The sequence below is a fragment of the Sphingomonas faeni genome (genome assembly GCF_003053745.1).
GTDB classification, from domain to species: domain Bacteria; phylum Pseudomonadota; class Alphaproteobacteria; order Sphingomonadales; family Sphingomonadaceae; genus Sphingomonas; species Sphingomonas faeni.
Map to the genome: position 1 here is coordinate 149,005 of NZ_QAYE01000006.1, position 15,585 is coordinate 164,589.

At 66.5% G+C, this 15,585-nt stretch carries 14 protein-coding genes; 13 read left to right on the forward strand and 1 reads right to left on the reverse strand.

What is annotated here, in order from left to right:
- Nucleotides 1–2 precede the first annotated feature (2 nt).
- The gene (locus tag C8J25_RS12295; protein ID WP_107954689.1) at nt 3–875 is read right to left on the reverse strand and encodes an alpha/beta hydrolase; all 873 of its coding nucleotides are present in this window, start codon (nt 873–875) and stop codon (nt 3–5) included.
- A gap of 145 nt (nt 876–1,020) precedes the next feature.
- On the opposite strand from C8J25_RS12295, the gene C8J25_RS12300 reads away from it, so the two are divergent.
- The 13 genes from C8J25_RS12300 to C8J25_RS12365 all read left to right on the forward strand — a co-directional run bounded on the left by C8J25_RS12300 (nt 1,021) and on the right by C8J25_RS12365 (nt 15,556).
- Complete coding sequence (locus C8J25_RS12300) at nt 1,021–2,013, forward strand: sigma factor-like helix-turn-helix DNA-binding protein (RefSeq protein ID WP_107954690.1); 993 nt, start codon at nt 1,021–1,023, stop codon at nt 2,011–2,013.
- A gap of 31 nt (nt 2,014–2,044) precedes the next feature.
- Complete coding sequence (locus C8J25_RS12305; protein WP_132833631.1) at nt 2,045–2,503, forward strand: hypothetical protein; 459 nt, start codon at nt 2,045–2,047, stop codon at nt 2,501–2,503.
- A gap of 19 nt (nt 2,504–2,522) precedes the next feature.
- A complete protein-coding gene (locus tag C8J25_RS12310; protein ID WP_107954691.1) occupies nt 2,523–2,924 on the forward strand; it encodes a helix-turn-helix domain-containing protein in 402 nt (133 codons plus the stop codon).
- Between the two features lie 573 nt (nt 2,925–3,497).
- A complete protein-coding gene (locus C8J25_RS12320) occupies nt 3,498–4,892 on the forward strand; it encodes an FAD/NAD(P)-binding protein (protein WP_107954693.1) in 1,395 nt (464 codons plus the stop codon).
- A complete protein-coding gene (gene nhaA, locus C8J25_RS12325) occupies nt 4,889–6,016 on the forward strand; it encodes a Na+/H+ antiporter NhaA (RefSeq protein ID WP_244187052.1) in 1,128 nt (375 codons plus the stop codon). The genes C8J25_RS12320 and nhaA overlap by 4 nt, the downstream gene beginning before the upstream one ends.
- 127 nt (nt 6,017–6,143) lie before the next feature.
- Nucleotides 6,144–6,992: a TorF family putative porin gene (locus C8J25_RS12330; protein ID WP_107954807.1), complete on the forward strand. Its 849-nt coding sequence runs from the start codon at nt 6,144–6,146 to the stop codon at nt 6,990–6,992.
- A 115-nt stretch (nt 6,993–7,107) separates the two neighbouring features.
- Nucleotides 7,108–7,197, forward strand: a complete 90-nt coding sequence (gene kdpF, locus C8J25_RS12335; RefSeq protein ID WP_055875324.1) for a K(+)-transporting ATPase subunit F — start codon at nt 7,108–7,110, stop codon at nt 7,195–7,197.
- Nucleotides 7,198–7,209: 12 nt separating this feature from the next.
- The gene (gene kdpA, locus C8J25_RS12340) at nt 7,210–8,913 is read left to right on the forward strand and encodes a potassium-transporting ATPase subunit KdpA (protein ID WP_107954695.1); all 1,704 of its coding nucleotides are present in this window, start codon (nt 7,210–7,212) and stop codon (nt 8,911–8,913) included.
- A 14-nt stretch (nt 8,914–8,927) separates the two neighbouring features.
- Nucleotides 8,928–10,958, forward strand: coding sequence for a potassium-transporting ATPase subunit KdpB (gene kdpB, locus C8J25_RS12345; RefSeq protein WP_107954696.1), 2,031 nt, complete (start codon nt 8,928–8,930; stop codon nt 10,956–10,958).
- A gap of 277 nt (nt 10,959–11,235) precedes the next feature.
- Entirely contained in the window at nt 11,236–11,811 is a 576-nt protein-coding gene (kdpC, locus tag C8J25_RS12350; RefSeq protein ID WP_107954697.1) for a potassium-transporting ATPase subunit KdpC, read from the forward strand.
- Nucleotides 11,808–14,468: a sensor histidine kinase gene (locus tag C8J25_RS12355; RefSeq protein WP_107954698.1), complete on the forward strand. Its 2,661-nt coding sequence runs from the start codon at nt 11,808–11,810 to the stop codon at nt 14,466–14,468. The genes kdpC and C8J25_RS12355 overlap by 4 nt, the downstream gene beginning before the upstream one ends.
- Nucleotides 14,465–15,154: a response regulator transcription factor gene (locus C8J25_RS12360; RefSeq protein ID WP_107954699.1), complete on the forward strand. Its 690-nt coding sequence runs from the start codon at nt 14,465–14,467 to the stop codon at nt 15,152–15,154. Before C8J25_RS12355 ends, C8J25_RS12360 begins: the two co-directional genes overlap by 4 nt.
- A gap of 159 nt (nt 15,155–15,313) precedes the next feature.
- On the forward strand, nt 15,314–15,556 hold the full coding sequence (locus C8J25_RS12365; protein WP_107954700.1) for a hypothetical protein: 243 nt from the start codon (nt 15,314–15,316) through the stop codon (nt 15,554–15,556).
- Nucleotides 15,557–15,585 lie beyond the last annotated feature (29 nt).

A 15,585-nucleotide genomic window follows, 5' to 3' on the forward strand; every position in this document is an offset into this window, starting at 1 on the left:
CGCTACTTTGCTGCCGCTTCGTCCGCGGCAATCTGGTCCAGCGCACGCCACACCACCGGCGCGATGTGGCTCAAGTCGAAGCTGTGATACGCCTCGCCGTCGATCGGCACGACCAACGCCTTGCCACCAGCCGCCGCGCGCAACCGCTCCGCTGCGACGAAAGGCACGACCTCATCCTTGCGACCATGCATCAGCAGCACCGGCACAGTCACGCGACGAATAGCCGCAACATTGTCGAACGCCGCTGCATATAGGCCACGCTCCAGGCCGGGCACGAACCGCGCGAAGGAGTCGAACGCGCCGAGCGTCACGACTCCGTCGACGCCCGCTCCGGCCGATAGATCCGCGGCCACGTGCAACGCCACGGCGGCACCGAGTCCGTCGCCAAACAGGAAGTGATTGCCGTCTGGCACTAGCCGTTCCGCCCAATCCACGAACGCGCGGCCATCCTGGTAAAGTCCGCGTTCGTCCGGAACACCCGGATTATCGCCATAGCCGCGATACGACGCGACGAGCACGCCCCGGCCGTCACGGGCGAAGGCCTGCGCTGCCTTCGCCGCGATGTCGCGATTGCCCGCACGTCCTGGGACATAGATCAGCACCGCGCCGCCCGGTGTTTCCGGCGGCCAGAACCAGCCCTGAAAATGAACTCCGTCAGCCACGGTTGCTTCGACCAGCCTCGGCGTCCGTCCGGTCCATGTCGGGGTCGTTGCGAGCGGGGCAGGCTGGTACAGCGAACGGCCAACCGGATTGACGCAACCGGTGAGCATCGTGGACAGTATCGCCACCGCCATCAGTGGAAATCCGCCCCGCCTCAGGCGTTGCTTTTCCTCCACGCGCAGGCCCAGCCAGGCGTTTGCCGCAGCAACGATCATCGCACCCTCTCTATTTGTGCCGATACTAAGATCTGCCTGTTGATTGGGCTCCAGAAATTCTTTCCAATTCAGAGGTTTGTAATTCAGTTTCTTCCGCTCTCACGCGAGAGGTGCAACCGTCATGGGTTCACGCTACCATCACGCCATGACCGCAGGACGCATCGATCAGTTGACCGAAGCCCAACGCGCCTGTCTCCGGCTCGTACTGACCCATCACAACTCGAAGGAGATCGCGCTGATCGTCGGCGTATCGCCGTCTGCGATCGACAAGCGGATCGAGCGTGCGATCCAGATTCTCGGCGTCGGCACGCGGTTCGAGGCGGCCCGTCGGTTGCAGGACCACGAGCGCGGTGGGGCCGACGACGCCCTGCTCGTTCGCGACCGCCTTCCCTCCTACCCCGACGCCCGTGCCGAGCCAGCATCACCTTCCGACCCGGCCGCCGCATACGAACGGCTACCATCCGAACCACTCGACGTTCCCCCCGGCCCCTCCAAGCCTGCAAGCAGTGCTCAGAGCGAGCCGCGGGGGTTTGTTCGCCGCTTCCTCGGGTTATCCGGTGGCAGCGGATCGACGGGGGTGGCGCGCAACCGGTTTTCGATCGGCGACAGGATATTTCGACTGCTCGCACTTATGGGGCTGATTGCCGTCACGTCGATGGCGGTCGTCAACATGGCGATGACGTTGACGACGCTGTTACGATCGAACCGAGACCAGAGCGCTCCCGTACACGGCACCGCAACGTCGGTGCCAAGGGGAGGAATTTCGATGTTGAGAGAACGCCGCCGCGCTGCCGATAGGGTAGCCAATGACTTTCTCGAGGCAGAAGCCGCGGTCGACAAGGCCGCGATGCTCACCGCCTCGTGTATGGCGACGCTGATGCAGCAACGCGTCGCTGCGAACCTGCCGTTCGGCACGGGCGCCGCCGCGTTGCAGATGGTATCGCAGGCGTCGTTCGAGATGGTCGCCGTCCGGCAGCGCTTCATCGAAGCGCACCGTGCGCTGGTCGACGTCCGTACCGAGATCGGTCTCGGCCAGTTCTACGGCTACGGCGATACCGCGGAATGCCCGCCGAACGAAGGTGCGCTGCGGCTTGCAACCGACTTCGACGCCCCGGTCCATCTGGCCGCGGTCGCCTGAACGACCAACTACGGTCCTGCGGAGGTAAGAGTTGGATCGGGTCTGGGTGTTCTACGCGATACAGTTGACCGCGTCCGGCTATGCGCTCCTGCGGGGCGGGGCACCGGAGCGGTTGACGGGCCTGGCCCTGTTGCTGGCGGCGCTTTCCACCAGCGTGATCCAGCGCGACATCCCGGTATTGTTCGCCGGGATGGAGGTCGGTGTCATGGTCGTCGACCTGATCCTGCTCGTCGTGATGATCATGATCACGTTGCATGCCGATCGCTTCTGGCCAGCCTGGGTCACCGCGCTCCACGCATTGGGGACGGGGGCTCATCTGGCCAAGGCGATCAGCCCCGACGTCATCCGGCTCGTCTACGCCGTCCTCTCTGCCGTCTGGAGTTATCCCATCGTTCTGCTCCTCGTGATCGGGACGGTCAGGCATTCGCGGCGGATCCAGGCCCAGGGCTGGGATCTCGACTGGAGTCGCCAGGACCGCACGATCCGATAAGCGAATTCGGAAGACGTTTATGACTTACGCACTTGCCGTAACGCCGATTAACATCGCCAAGCGCTCTGCGTCGTTCGCCGTACCCGACACCGTTCTGGTCGATATGGCGCGGCGGCTGTACGAACTCCGCAAAGTCCGGGATGCGATGCTCGGCGACGCGCTGTTTTCGGAGCCTGCCTGGGACATCCTGCTCGACCTGTTCATCTCGGAACACGAGCAGCGACGACTGAGCGTCTCGGCAGTCTGCATCGGCGCACGCGCGCCGTCGGCCACCGCGCTACGCTATCTGACGATGTTGCAGGACGCCGACCTTGTCGAACGCATTCGCGATGCGCGTGACGGTCGTCGCTCGCACGTCCAGCTCACGGCGCTCGGTCGACTGCGCATGACGAACCTGCTGGGTCGCCTGATCGACGCGTAGCCGGGCAGGAAAACGCGAAGGGCAGGTCGCCTGTAAAGAGACCGAACCTGCCCTTCGTCGAGCCCTGACGTGCCGCCGCCGGCTGGCGTGGCGTCACGATCTGTGCGGTGCGCCCAGTTGGTCGCGGTTGACTTGGTGTCGGGGCTTTCGCCTGGGGTGCATCGGCCAGCGGGCGATCGAGCGAAATGGTGGTCCGGACGATGTTCGGCGCATACGGCTCGATCGTGACGAGGCTTCCGTTTGGGTCGAGCGTCGCGCGCGTATCGGCATTCGCCTGCATCGTGAGTGGCGACGTCAGGCACGTGCCCGTCATCAGGAAGCGCGGCAGAAGGGAGGGTCGGCATAGGATCGCATCTTGCGTCAGCGCCGGCCACGCAGGCGCCGTGCTCATGCGCAACCATGCTCAGCTTGCAGTCGGAATGCGAGATATCGCGTGGTGGTATATCGGCTCGGAATGCGCGAACCGGACAGAGAGCAATGTGACCGGTTGGAAGGCGGCGATGTAGCTCGGGGGGTAGGCTAGTCGCCGCCGATGAGGCATGGCGTCCAGCGGCTAACGAGGTGAGCGAACAGATGGACGACCGAGCGACGATGCCGCGGATTGCGGGGCCCGAGGATCATGTCGTTGTCGTCGGGGGCGGGTTTTCGGGTGCTCTATTCGCGGTCAATCTGATGCGGCACGAGGGGCCGCGCGTGACTCTAATCGAGCGGCGTGATCGGCAACTCGCGCGCGGTGTCGCGTATAGCGCGGCGCATCCCGATCACCTGCTCAACGTCCGCGCGGGGAACATGAGCGCGCTGCCCGACGATCCCGATCACTTCGTCCGCTGGCTGGAGGCGCACGGCAAGGGCGACCGCAAGACCTTCGTCCCGCGCACCACCTATGGCGCGTATCTGCGCGAACTGCTCGATGCAGCGATCGCGGAATCGGATGGCCGGCTGGTGCATGTCGAGGGCGAGGTCCGCGCGATCGATCCGGTCGAAGGCGACGGCGTGACGCTGACGATGGCGGATGGGCGCAAGATCGCGGCCGACACCGCAGTGCTCGCGCTCGGCAACCTGCCACCGCATACCCCGCCGGGGCTGAAGCCCGACGCGCTGCCGACCGGTGTCTATTACGCGGACCCGTGGGCGGCCAACCTCGCCGAGGGGCTGGGCGCGGACGACACCGTCGTGCTGGTCGGAACCGGGCTGACCGCGATCGACGCGGCGTTGCTGCTCGATGCGCAGGGGTTCGCCGGAAACATCCTGGCGATGTCGCGACGCGGATTGTCGCCGCGGCGGCATGTCGATGGCGCGCCGGCGCACCGCGGTGTCTCGGACAAACCGCAGGGCGGGCTGACCGACCTCGTCCGCCATGTTCGTGCACGCGCTGCGGAGGAAGGCTGGCGCTGCGCAGTCGACGAGCTTCGTCCGGTCACGCAGATGCTGTGGTCGGCGGCGTCGCAGGAGGTGCGCGGGCGCTTCCTTCGCCATCTACGCCCGTATTGGGACGTCCACCGCCACCGGCTCGCACCAGCCGTTGCTGACCGTGTCGAGGCGCTCGTCGCGACCGGGCGGCTCACCTTCGCGGCGGGCAAGATCGTGTCCGCCGGCGCCGACGGGACGCAGGCAAAGCTGACGTGGCGGCCACGTGGCGAAACCGACCCGGTCGTCACGCGCGCGGCGCGGATCGTCAACTGCACCGGGCCGCAGGGTGACCTGCTGCGCTCGGAAGAGCCGCTCGTGAAGCACCTGCTCGCGGCTGGCGCGATCCGACCCGATCCATTGCGGCTCGGCGTCGACGTCGATGCGCAGTCACGCGCGATCCGCGCCGATGGGACTCCCGACGACCGCATCCACTGCATCGGCCCCATGACCCGCGGGGGGCTGTGGGAGGTCGTCGCGGTGCCCGATATCCGCGTCCAGAGCTGGGATCTCGCGCGACGCCTGTCCAACGCGCAATGGGTTGGCGGCGAAGGGCTTTGACCGCGCTCCGCCGCTTTTTCTCGGGTGATGCGGCGGGCGCCATCGTGCTGCTCGCGGCGGCGATAGCGGCACTGATCGTCGCCAATTCACCGCTCGCGCCAACCTACTTCGCGACACTGCACCACGCAGTCGGCGGGATGAGCGTCCACCACTGGATCGACGACGGCGCGATGGCGCTGTTCTTCCTGCTGATCGGGTTGGAGGTGAAGAGCGAGTTCGTCTCGGGGCATCTCTCGACCTGGGGCGAGCGCATCATGCCCGGTGCGGCGGCGCTCGCGGGCATGGCGGTGCCGGCGGGCCTCTATGTGCTCGTCAACATGGGTACGCCCGCCAATCTGCGCGGCTGGGCGATCCCTGCGGCGACCGACATCGCGTTCGCGCTGGGCATCCTGGCTCTGCTGGGGTCGCGCGTGCCGACCTCGTTGAAGATACTGCTGACGGCGATCGCTGTGATCGACGACCTGCTCGCGATTCTCGTCATCGCGCTGTTCTACACCGGCCATATCGCGCTGCTCCCGTTGCTTGCGGCGGGCGCCGGGCTGGGCGTGCTCGTCATTCTGAACCTGTCGGGCGTGCGGTCGCTGGTGCCGTACCTGCTGATCGGCGTCGGGATTTGGTACGGTGTCTTGCTGTCGGGTGTGCATGCGACGCTCGCCGGCGTGGCGGTCGCGTTGACGATTCCGCTGCGCACGGGAGACGGTCAGCCGCCGCTGAAACGTCTTGAACACGCACTCCAGCCCTGGTCGAGTTTCCTGATCGTGCCGGCGTTCGGGTTCGCCAATGCGGGCATCGCGTTCGGCGGGATGGTGGCGGCGGACGTGATTGCGCCACTGCCGGTCGGGATCATGCTGGGGTTGTTCCTCGGCAAGCAGATCGGCATTTTCGCGACGATCCGCGGTCTCGTGACGTTCCGGCTGGCCGAGGCGCCCAGGAACGCGAGCTGGACGCAGGTCTACGGCATGGCGGTGTTGTGCGGGATCGGCTTCACGATGAGCCTGTTCATCGGCGGGCTCGCCTTCGCCGGCGCACCGCACGCGATGGACGCGGTAAAGGTCGGCGTGTTCGCGGGCTCGATCCTGTCGGGCGTCGCCGGCTGGCTGATCCTTCGCCGCACCGCACAATAATTCGACAATACTACGCGAAACATATGCTCCGGCCCGGCAATCGATCTCGAATTGCTATGTCGCCGGAGCCTAATTGCCAGTCCTCGCGAACCGCCATCCTTCCGGCGGCACGCGCATGGGGACCGCAATGCACATTCTTCGTTTCGCCGCCGCCGCCGGACTTCTCGCCGGTATCGCCACGCCCGCGTTCGCACAGGACACCGCGCCGCCGTCTCCGGTAACCGTCTCCGGTTCGGTGACGCTCGCGACCGACTACCGCCTGCGCGGCGTGTCGCAGTCGGACAAGGATGGCGCGATCCAGGGCGGGCTGACGATCGCGCACCAGAGCGGCGTGTATATCGGCGCATGGGGCTCGAACCTGTCGGGCTGGGGCACGTTCGGCGGCTCGAACATGGAGCTCGACCTGATCGGCGGCTACAAGCACAAGCTCGCGGACAACGCGACGATCGATGTCGGCCTGACCTGGTACATGTATCCGGGCGGCGCCTCGAAGACCGACTATGCCGAGCCCTATGTGAAGCTCAGCGGCACGACTGGCCCAGCGACGCTGACCGCGAGCGCCTTCTACGCGCCGAAGCAGCAGGCACTCGGCAAATGGTATCGCACCGGCTCCGATGTCGCGGCGGGCGTTTACACCGACGCAGGTGACAAGGAGGACAACCTCTACCTGACCGGCGACGGTGCGTTTGCGATTGCCGGCACGCCGATCACCGCCAAGGCGCATATCGGCCATAGCTGGGGCAATGACGGCCTTGGCCCGAACGCGACCAGCGCAGCGCCGACCGGCGACTATTGGGATTGGTCGCTCGGTGCGGACACTACGTATAAAAACCTGACGCTGAACGTGAGCTATGTCGACACCGACATCACGCGTCGGAGTGCTGCGTATCTCCAGCCCAGCTTCAGCCGCGGCCAGGACGGAACCGGATCGATCGCCGACGGCACCGTGGTTGCCTCGCTCACCGCAGCCTTCTGAAAGGAACCCAGCCATGCAGGACCTTCTCTGGATCGCCATCATGATCGGACTGGTGGCGGCGACGCTCGCCTATGTCCGCCTGTGCGACAACGCCTGAGCCCATGAGGACACAATCATGACCCTCGACCTCTGGCTCGCCGCGATCGTCGCGCTCGGGCTGCTGTTTTACCTCGTGGCGGTGCTCATCCGTCCCGAACGCTTTTAGGAGCGCGTCCTCATGACATTCGAAGGATGGATCCTTATCCTGGGCTTCGTCGGCATCCTGATGGCGTTGACCAAACCGGTCGGTATGTGGCTGTTCGCCTTGTACGAAGGCCGCCGCACGCCGATCTACGCGATCCTCGGCCCCGTCGAGACCGGCTTCTACAAGCTCAGCGGCATCGACCCGAAGGCGGAGCAGGGCTGGCGCCGTTACGCCGTCCACATGCTGATGTTCAATGTCGTGCTGATGGCGCTGACCTATGCAGTGCTGCGTCTGCAGGGCGTGTTGCCGGGTAATCCGCAGGGGCTCGCAGGGCTCAGCCCCCACCTCGCGTTCAATACCGCGATCAGCTTTACCGCGAACACCAACTGGCAGAGCTATGCCGGCGAGACGACCATGTCGAACTTCAGCCAGATGTTCGGCCTGACGATCCACAACTTCCTGTCGGCGGCGACCGGCATCGCGCTCGCGTTCGCGCTATTCCGTGGGTTCGCGCGGCGCTCGAGTGCGACGATCGGCAATTTCTGGGCCGATATGACGCGCGTCACGCTCTACGTGCTGCTGCCGATCTGCGTCGTCGTGACGCTCTTCTACATCGCCAGCGGCGTGCCGCAGACGATGGTCGGCACCGTCGATATCACGACGCTCGAAGGGCTCAAGCAGACGCTGACGCTCGGGCCGGTGGCGAGCCAGGAAGCGATCAAGATGCTCGGCACCAATGGTGGCGGCTTCTTCAACGCGAACTCGGCTCATCCGTTCGAAAACCCGACCGCGCTCGTCAACTTCGTGCAGATGCTGTCGATCTTCGTCATCGGCTTCGGCCTGACCTGGACGTTCGGCAAGGCGGTCGGCAACACCAGGCAGGGCTGGGCGATCCTCTCGGCGATGCTCGTGCTGTTCCTCGCCGGCGTCACCATCACCTATGCCCAGGAGGCCGCGGGCAACCCGATCCTCCACAGCATCGGCGTCGCGGGCGGTAACATGGAAGGCAAGGAGGTCCGCTTCGGGATCGCCGCGTCCGCCTTGTTCTCGGTCGTCACGACGGCGGCATCGTGCGGCGCGGTCAACGCCATGCACGACAGCTTCACCGCGCTCGGCGGCATGATCCCGTTGCTCAACATGCAACTCGGCGAAGTCGTCATCGGCGGCGTCGGCGCGGGCATCTACGGCTTCCTGCTGTTCGCCATTCTCGCCGTGTTCGTCGCAGGGCTGATGGTCGGCCGCACGCCCGAATATGTCGGCAAGAAAATCGAGGCGCGCGAAGTGAAGCTGGCGGTGCTGGCGATCGCCATCCTGCCGCTCGTCATCCTCGGCTTCACCGCGCTCAGCGCCGTGCTGCCGGACGGGCTCGCAGGGCCGCTCAACAAGGGGCCGCACGGGTTCAGCGAGATCCTCTACGCCTTCACCAGCGCGGTCGGGAACAACGGGTCGGCCTTTGCCGGTCTCACTGCCAACACGCCCTATTACAACGGCCTGCTGGGCGTCGCGATGTGGCTTGGCCGGTTCTTCATCATCGTGCCGATGCTCGCCATCGCCGGTGGTCTCGCGGCCAAGAAATACACGCCCGAAAGCGCTGGCTCGTTCCCGACGACGGGTGCGCTGTGGGTCGGCCTGCTGGTCGGGATCATCCTGATCGTCGGCGGCCTGACCTTCCTGCCGAGCCTCGCGCTCGGTCCCATCGCCGATCATCTCGCGATGATCAGCGGCAAAACCTTCTGACGGGACAAGCCAAAATGGCACGCACCCCTACCAAGTCGCTGTTTACGGCCGACTTGATCATCCCGGCGATCGGCGACGCTTTCCGGAAACTCGATCCGCGGCAGTTGATCCGCAACCCGGTGATGTTCGTCACCGCGGTCGTCGCCACGCTGTTGACGATCCTCGTCAATGTCGGCGGCGACGGGCTGTCGGTCGGCTTCAAGATCCAGCTGGTGATCTGGCTGTGGCTGACGGTGTTGTTCGGCACCTTCGCCGAAGCGCTCGCCGAAGGCCGCGGCAAGGCGCAGGCCGCGTCGTTGCGTGCGACCAAGGCCGAACTGACCGCCCGCCGCATGAAGGGGGATCAAGTCGAGTCCGTCCCCGCCAGCATGCTCCGCGCGGGCGACATCGTCTTGGTGACGATGGGCGATCTGATCCCGGCGGACGGCGAAGTTGTCTGGGGCGTCGCCTCGGTCAACGAGGCCGCGATCACCGGCGAGAGCGCGCCGGTGATCCGCGAGGCCGGCGGCGATCGCTCGGCGGTGACCGCGAGCACGCGCGTCATCTCCGACGAGATCCGCGTCAAGGTCACCGCCAATCCCGGGGAGGGCTTTCTCGACCGCATGATCGCACTCGTCGAGGGCGCTGAGCGGCAGAAAACGCCGAACGAGATCGCGCTGACGCTGCTGCTCGTCGGCCTGACGATCATCTTCCTGATCGCGGTCGGCACGATCCCCGGTTTCGCGAGCTATGCGGGCGGCCGCGTGCCGGTCGCGATCCTGGCGGCGCTGCTGATCACGCTGATCCCGACGACGATAGCGGCGTTGCTGTCGGCGATTGGGATCGCGGGGATGGATCGTCTGGTGCGCTTCAACGTGCTGGCGAAGTCGGGTCGTGCGGTCGAGGCGGCGGGCGATATCGACGTCCTGCTGCTCGACAAGACGGGCACGATCACGATCGGCGATCGTCAGGCGAGCGAGTTCCGCTCGGTCGGCGGCACGCGCGACGAGGATCTGGCCGAGGCGGCATTGCTCGCCAGCCTCGCCGACGAGACGCCTGAGGGCCGCTCGATCGTCGTGCTGGCGCGCGAGAAGTTCGGGGTTACGACCAGCGAACTGCCGAGCGATGCGGAGGTGATTCCGTTCACCGCGCAGACGCGCATCTCGGGCGTGATCGTCGGTGGTTCGCTGATCCAGAAGGGGGCCGTCGACTCGATCTTGAAGGCCAATCCGGGGGCAGGGGCAACCGCCGCGGCCACCGAACTGCGCCGGATCACCGACGAGATCGCCCGCGCCGGCGGCACGCCACTGGCAGTCGCCCGCGATGGCCGGTTGCTCGGCGCGATCTTCCTCAAGGACGTCGTGAAGGCCGGCATCCGCGAGCGTTTCGGCGAGCTGCGCGCAATGGGCATCCGCACGGTGATGATCACAGGCGACAACCCGCTCACCGCCGCCGCGATCGCCGCCGAGGCGGGCGTCGACGATTTCCTCGCGCAGGCGACACCGGAGGACAAGCTCGACCTGATCCGCAAGGAACAGCAGGGCGGCCGGCTGGTCGCGATGTGCGGCGACGGCACCAACGATGCGCCTGCGCTCGCCCAAGCCGACGTCGGCGTGGCGATGAACACCGGGACGCAGGCCGCGCGCGAGGCCGGCAACATGGTCGACCTCGACAGCGATCCGACCAAGCTGATTGAGATCGTGGGCTTGGGCAAACAGCTGCTGATGACCCGTGGTGCGCTGACGACCTTCTCGGTGGCGAACGACGTCGCGAAGTATTTCGCGATCATCCCGGCGATGTTCGTCGCGCTCTATCCGGGGCTGGGCGTGCTGAACGTGATGCGGCTGGGCTCGCCCGAAAGCGCGATCCTGTCGGCGATCATCTTCAACGCGATTATCATCCCGATGCTGGTGCCGCTCGCGCTCAAGGGCGTCGCGTACAAGCCGATGGCCGCTGGGCCGCTGCTCGCGCGCAATCTCGCGGTGTATGGGTTGGGTGGGCTGATCGCGCCGTTCGTGGGGATCAAGTTGATCGACCTTCTGGTCGGTGCGCTGGGGCTGGCATGATGACTGAGCCTAACCCGTGGCGTGCACATGCACCCTCGCACCGACCCCCAACACCACCCCGGCGAAGGCCGGGACCCAATTGGAAAGGTCGAGGTAACGAAGCGCAACTCCAGTGGGCGACGTCACCTAATTGGACCCCGGCTTTCGCCGGGGTGGTGCCAAGGGGATGGTCGTCCGGAGCAACCTCCGTCACCCTCATCCCAAAGCAATGTTCACCCGCGAAGGCGGGTGCCCAGACTGGGTCCCCGCCTTCGCGGGGACACATGGAGACGACAGAATGACCTCCGATTTCACCTCCGCCCTCCGCCCCGCGTTCGTCATGACGATCCTGTTCGCGCTGTTGCTCGGGATCGTCTATCCCCTCGCCATGACCGGGATCGGACAGGCCATTTTCCCCGCGCAAGCGAACGGCAGCCTCGTCATGGTCAACGGCAAGGCGATCGGCTCGACCGTCGTCGGGCAGGCCTTCACCACCGACCGCTATTTCCAGACGCGCCCCTCCGCCGCCGGCAAGGGTTATGACGGCTTGGCCTCGTCGGGCTCGAACTACGGCCCAACCAGCCAGGCGCTCGTCGATCGCACCAAGGCCGACGTCGCCAAGCGCCGCGCGGAAGGCGTGACCGGGCCACTCCCGGCCGATCTCGCGACCGCATCGGGTTCGGGTCTCGACCCCGATCTGTCGCCAGCCTCGGCCTATGCCCAGGTCACCCGCGTCGCCCGTACCCGCGGCCTCCCGGCCAACAAGGTCCGCGCGCTGGTCACCGCCAACGTCGATGGTCCGTTGCTTGGCATCCTCGGCGAGCCACGCGTGAACGTCTTTGCCCTTAACCGCGCCCTCGACGCCGCACGTTGAACGACGAAGGACGACCATCACCCGAGGCCCTTCTGCGACAGGCGTCGCAGGAGGGTCGCGGCCGTCTGAAGATCTTCCTTGGCGCCGCCCCCGGTGTCGGCAAAACCTACGAGATGCTCTCCGAAGGCGCGGAACGCCGTCGTGCGGGCGTCGATGTCGTCATCGGCGTGGTCGAGACGCACGGCCGCGTCGAAACCGAAGCGCTTACCAGAGGCCACGAGATCGTCGCGCGGAAAGCGATCCCGTACGAAGGCCGCACGCTCGACGAGATGGACCTCGACGCCATCCTCGAGCGCGCGCCCACTCTCGTCCTGGTCGACGAACTCGCGCATACCAACGCGCCCGGCAGCCGCCACCCGAAACGCTACCAGGACGTCGAGGAGCTGCTCGCCGCGGGCATCGACGTCTATTCGACGATTAACATCCAGCATATCGAGAGCCTCAACGACGTCGTCGCCTCGTTCACGCGAGTCCGCGTCCGCGAGACCGTCCCCGACAGCATCGTCGAGGCGGCCGAGATCGAAGTCGTCGACATTCCACCCGACGAACTGATCGAGCGGCTGAAGGCGGGCAAAGTCTACCTGCCCCAAGAGGCCACCCGCGCCCTCTCGCATTTTTTCTCGAAGTCCAACCTGTCGGCATTACGCGAACTCGCGCTCCGTCGCGCCGCCCAAGCCGTCGATGCGCAGATGCTCGAACACGTCCGCGCATTGGGCGTCGGCGGCACCTGGGCAGGCGGCGAGCGGATCGTCGTCGCGATTAGCGAACTGCCCGGCGCGCTCGGCCTCGTCCGCGCGACTAAGCGGATCGCCGACGCGATGCACGCGCCCTGGACCGCGGTGTATATCGAGACGCCCCGCGCGCAGTCGTTTGGCGAGCCCGAGCACCGCCAGCTCGCTGCGGTCTTCAATCTTGCGACGCAACTCGGCGGCGACGTCGCGACCGTCCCCGCGACGTCGGTGGTCGAAGGCCTGAAAACCTTCACGACCGAGGCGCGCGCCACGCAGCTCGTCGTCGGCAAGTCCACCCGCTCGCGCTGGTTCGAACTGCGTCACGGCTCGGTCGTAGACCAGATGGTCCGCGAGTCACCCGGGATCGCCGTCCACGTCCTGCCGATGGACCCGCCCACCGCGCCCCGAGGCACGCGCGTGCGGACCGGAGGATGGGGCAGCAAGGCGGGCTACGCGTGGACGACGGCGATGGTCGCGGGCGTCACCGGCGTCGCGAGCGCGCTGTTCCACATCCTTAACCTCGGCAACGTCGCGCTGCTGTATCTGCTGCCCGTAATGGCCGCGGCGAGCCTGTTCGGCCTGCGCACCGGGCTGTTCGCAGGCGTGGTTTCGTCGATCGCGTACAACTTCTTCTTCCTGCCGCCGACCGGCACGCTGACGATCAACAATCCCGAGAACGTGATCTCGATCCTCGTGCTGCTCGGCATCGCGTTCGTGACGAGCCAGCTCACGTCGCGGGTCCGTGCGCAGGCGGACATCGCCGCCGCCAGCGCCCGCACCAACGCCGCGCTCGCAGGATTCCTGCGCCAATTGACCTCGCTCAACGACCCGGTCGCGCTGGCCCGCGCGATCTGCGAGGAAATCGGGCGGTTGTTCGGCGTGCGCGCGGTGATCCTCGTCGCGGAAGATCCGGGCCTCGCGGTACAGGCGGCGAACGGGGCGGATTACCGGCTCGAGACGATGGAGATGGCGGCCGCGCAATGGGCGTATGATACGGGTGCGCCGGCGGGTCGCGGGTCGAGCACGCTGGCGGCGTCGGAGTGGTTCTTTCAGCCGTTGCGCTCGGGCGAGCGGACGCTGGCGGTGCTCGGCCTCGCGCGCGAGGCGGGTGGCGATCCGGTGCGATCGGACCAGTTGCCGCTGCTGATGAGCTTGGTCGATCAGGCGTCGCTGGTGCTCGAACGCGCGCGGCTCGAGGTCGAGATGCGCGATGTCGATGCGGTGCGCGAGCGCGATCGGTTGCGGCAGGCGTTGCTGTCGTCGGTCAGTCACGACCTGCGCACGCCGCTCACCTCGGTGATGGCGGCGGCGGCGGAATTGCACCGCGGCGTCACGCCCGAGCTGATCGACACGATCGAGACCGAGGCGGCGCGGCTCAACCGGTTCGTCGGCAATCTGCTCGATATGGCGCGCGTCGAGGCGGGGGCGCTTCGGTTGCGGCTCGAACCGACCGACCTCACCGATGCGGTGGCGGGCGCGGTGCACGACACGAAGCGTGTGCTCGAAGGCCATGCGATCGAGCTCGACGTCGCGCCGAACCTGCCGCTGGTCCGCGTCGATCCGCAACTGCTCCACCATTGCCTGCTCAACCTGCTCGACAATGCCGGCCGCTATGCCGATCCGGGGACGCCGATCGTGGTACGCGCGGAACACCGCTTCGGGATGCTCCGGCTGTCGGTGATCGACCAGGGGCCGGGCTTGCCACCCGGCCGCGAGAAGGAGGTGTTCGAGACGTTCCGCCGCCTCGAAGGCTCCGACCGCGCGATCGGTGGCACCGGGCTCGGGCTTGCGATCGTCAAGGCGTTCGCCGAAGCGATGGGGATGACCGTCGAAGCCAGCAACCGCGAGGACCTGACCGGCGCACGGTTCAGCCTGTGTTTCCCCGTGGCCCTGCTCGTCCGCGACACCGATGGAGCTAACCTATGAGCGCGCAGACGGTCCTGATCGTCGACGACGAACTGCACATCCGGCGGTTGTTGAAGAACACGCTGGAGCGGGCGGGGTACGGCGTCGAGGAGGCGGTCGATGCGCGCGAGGCGCTGCGGATTGCGGGTAGCCGGCCGTTGACCGCGGTACTGCTCGACCTGGGGTTGCCTGATCGCGACGGGCTGGAACTGGTGCCGCTGCTGAAGAAGCTCGGCGATCCGATCATCCTCGTCGTCTCCGCGCGCGAGGCGACCGACCAGAAGGTCGCTGCGCTCGATCTGGGGGCTGAGGATTATGTGACGAAGCCGTTCGATACCGAAGAGTTGCTTGCGCGGTTGCGGGTGGCGTTGCGCGGACGAGGGGAGGCGACGTCTCGGCCGACGGTCCTGCGTGCGCACGGGGTCGAGATCGATTTCGAGCACCGCCTCGTCCGGTGCGGCAACGAGGAGGCGCATCTGACGCGTAAGGAGTTCGACGTGCTGTCGGCGCTTGCGGCACATCCGGGGCGGGTCGTGACGCATCAGCGGATACTTGAGGCAGCTTGGCCGACCGATCACGACCGGCGGATCGAATATCTCCGCATCGTCGTGCGTAACTTGCGGCAGAAGCTGGAGGGCACTGGGGGCGTTGGCACGGTGATCGCGAACGAACTCGGGATCGGGTACAGGCTGTTGGTCGACGCCTGAACCGGGAATATTAGTGCGTTTCCCCGCAGCAGGTCGCCCCTGCCGCGCGAGGTCCCGGCTTTCGCCGGGATGACGGGGTTGCGCACTACGCAAACACTATGGCTCCCCCTCAAAACCAATCTCGAACGCTTATGTGGTCGGCGATAGCTGAAGTGTCGCATGACCGACGCTCGCCGCCTCCGTACCGATCTCAGCCTCCGCGCGAGCGGTGTCTTGTCGCTCGCGATTGCCGTCACCGGGATCTACACCCTCGTTCGTCTCCACCCGGCAGCCGGCCTGCTTGCGTTCCTGCTCGCGACGATCGGTTTCCTTTGCGCCACCGCCGGCGCGATGCTGTTGGTTGTCGGCGGCCATATCCACGACCCGGTCAGGATCAGCGCCCACTGGCAACGCGCGGGATAGGCCGCGCCCGCGGCGGGACCTGTCGACGC

Bases quoted from the DNA above. Each gene is read 5' to 3' on its own strand.
- C8J25_RS12365 (WP_107954700.1), top strand. From the start codon at position 15,314: ATGACCGACGCTCGCCGCCTCCGTACCGATCTCAGCCTCCGCGCGAGC.
- kdpA (WP_107954695.1), top strand. From the start codon at position 7,210: ATGACATTCGAAGGATGGATCCTTATCCTGGGCTTCGTCGGCATCCTG.
- C8J25_RS12330 (WP_107954807.1), top strand. From the start codon at position 6,144: ATGCACATTCTTCGTTTCGCCGCCGCCGCCGGACTTCTCGCCGGTATC.
- kdpF (WP_055875324.1), top strand. From the start codon at position 7,108: ATGACCCTCGACCTCTGGCTCGCCGCGATCGTCGCGCTCGGGCTGCTG.
- C8J25_RS12320 (WP_107954693.1), top strand. From the start codon at position 3,498: ATGGACGACCGAGCGACGATGCCGCGGATTGCGGGGCCCGAGGATCAT.
- C8J25_RS12360 (WP_107954699.1), top strand. From the start codon at position 14,465: ATGAGCGCGCAGACGGTCCTGATCGTCGACGACGAACTGCACATCCGG.
- C8J25_RS12310 (WP_107954691.1), top strand. From the start codon at position 2,523: ATGACTTACGCACTTGCCGTAACGCCGATTAACATCGCCAAGCGCTCT.
- C8J25_RS12295 (WP_107954689.1), bottom strand. From the start codon at position 875: ATGATCGTTGCTGCGGCAAACGCCTGGCTGGGCCTGCGCGTGGAGGAA.
- kdpC (WP_107954697.1), top strand. From the start codon at position 11,236: ATGACCTCCGATTTCACCTCCGCCCTCCGCCCCGCGTTCGTCATGACG.
- kdpB (WP_107954696.1), top strand. From the start codon at position 8,928: ATGGCACGCACCCCTACCAAGTCGCTGTTTACGGCCGACTTGATCATC.
- C8J25_RS12300 (WP_107954690.1), top strand. From the start codon at position 1,021: ATGACCGCAGGACGCATCGATCAGTTGACCGAAGCCCAACGCGCCTGT.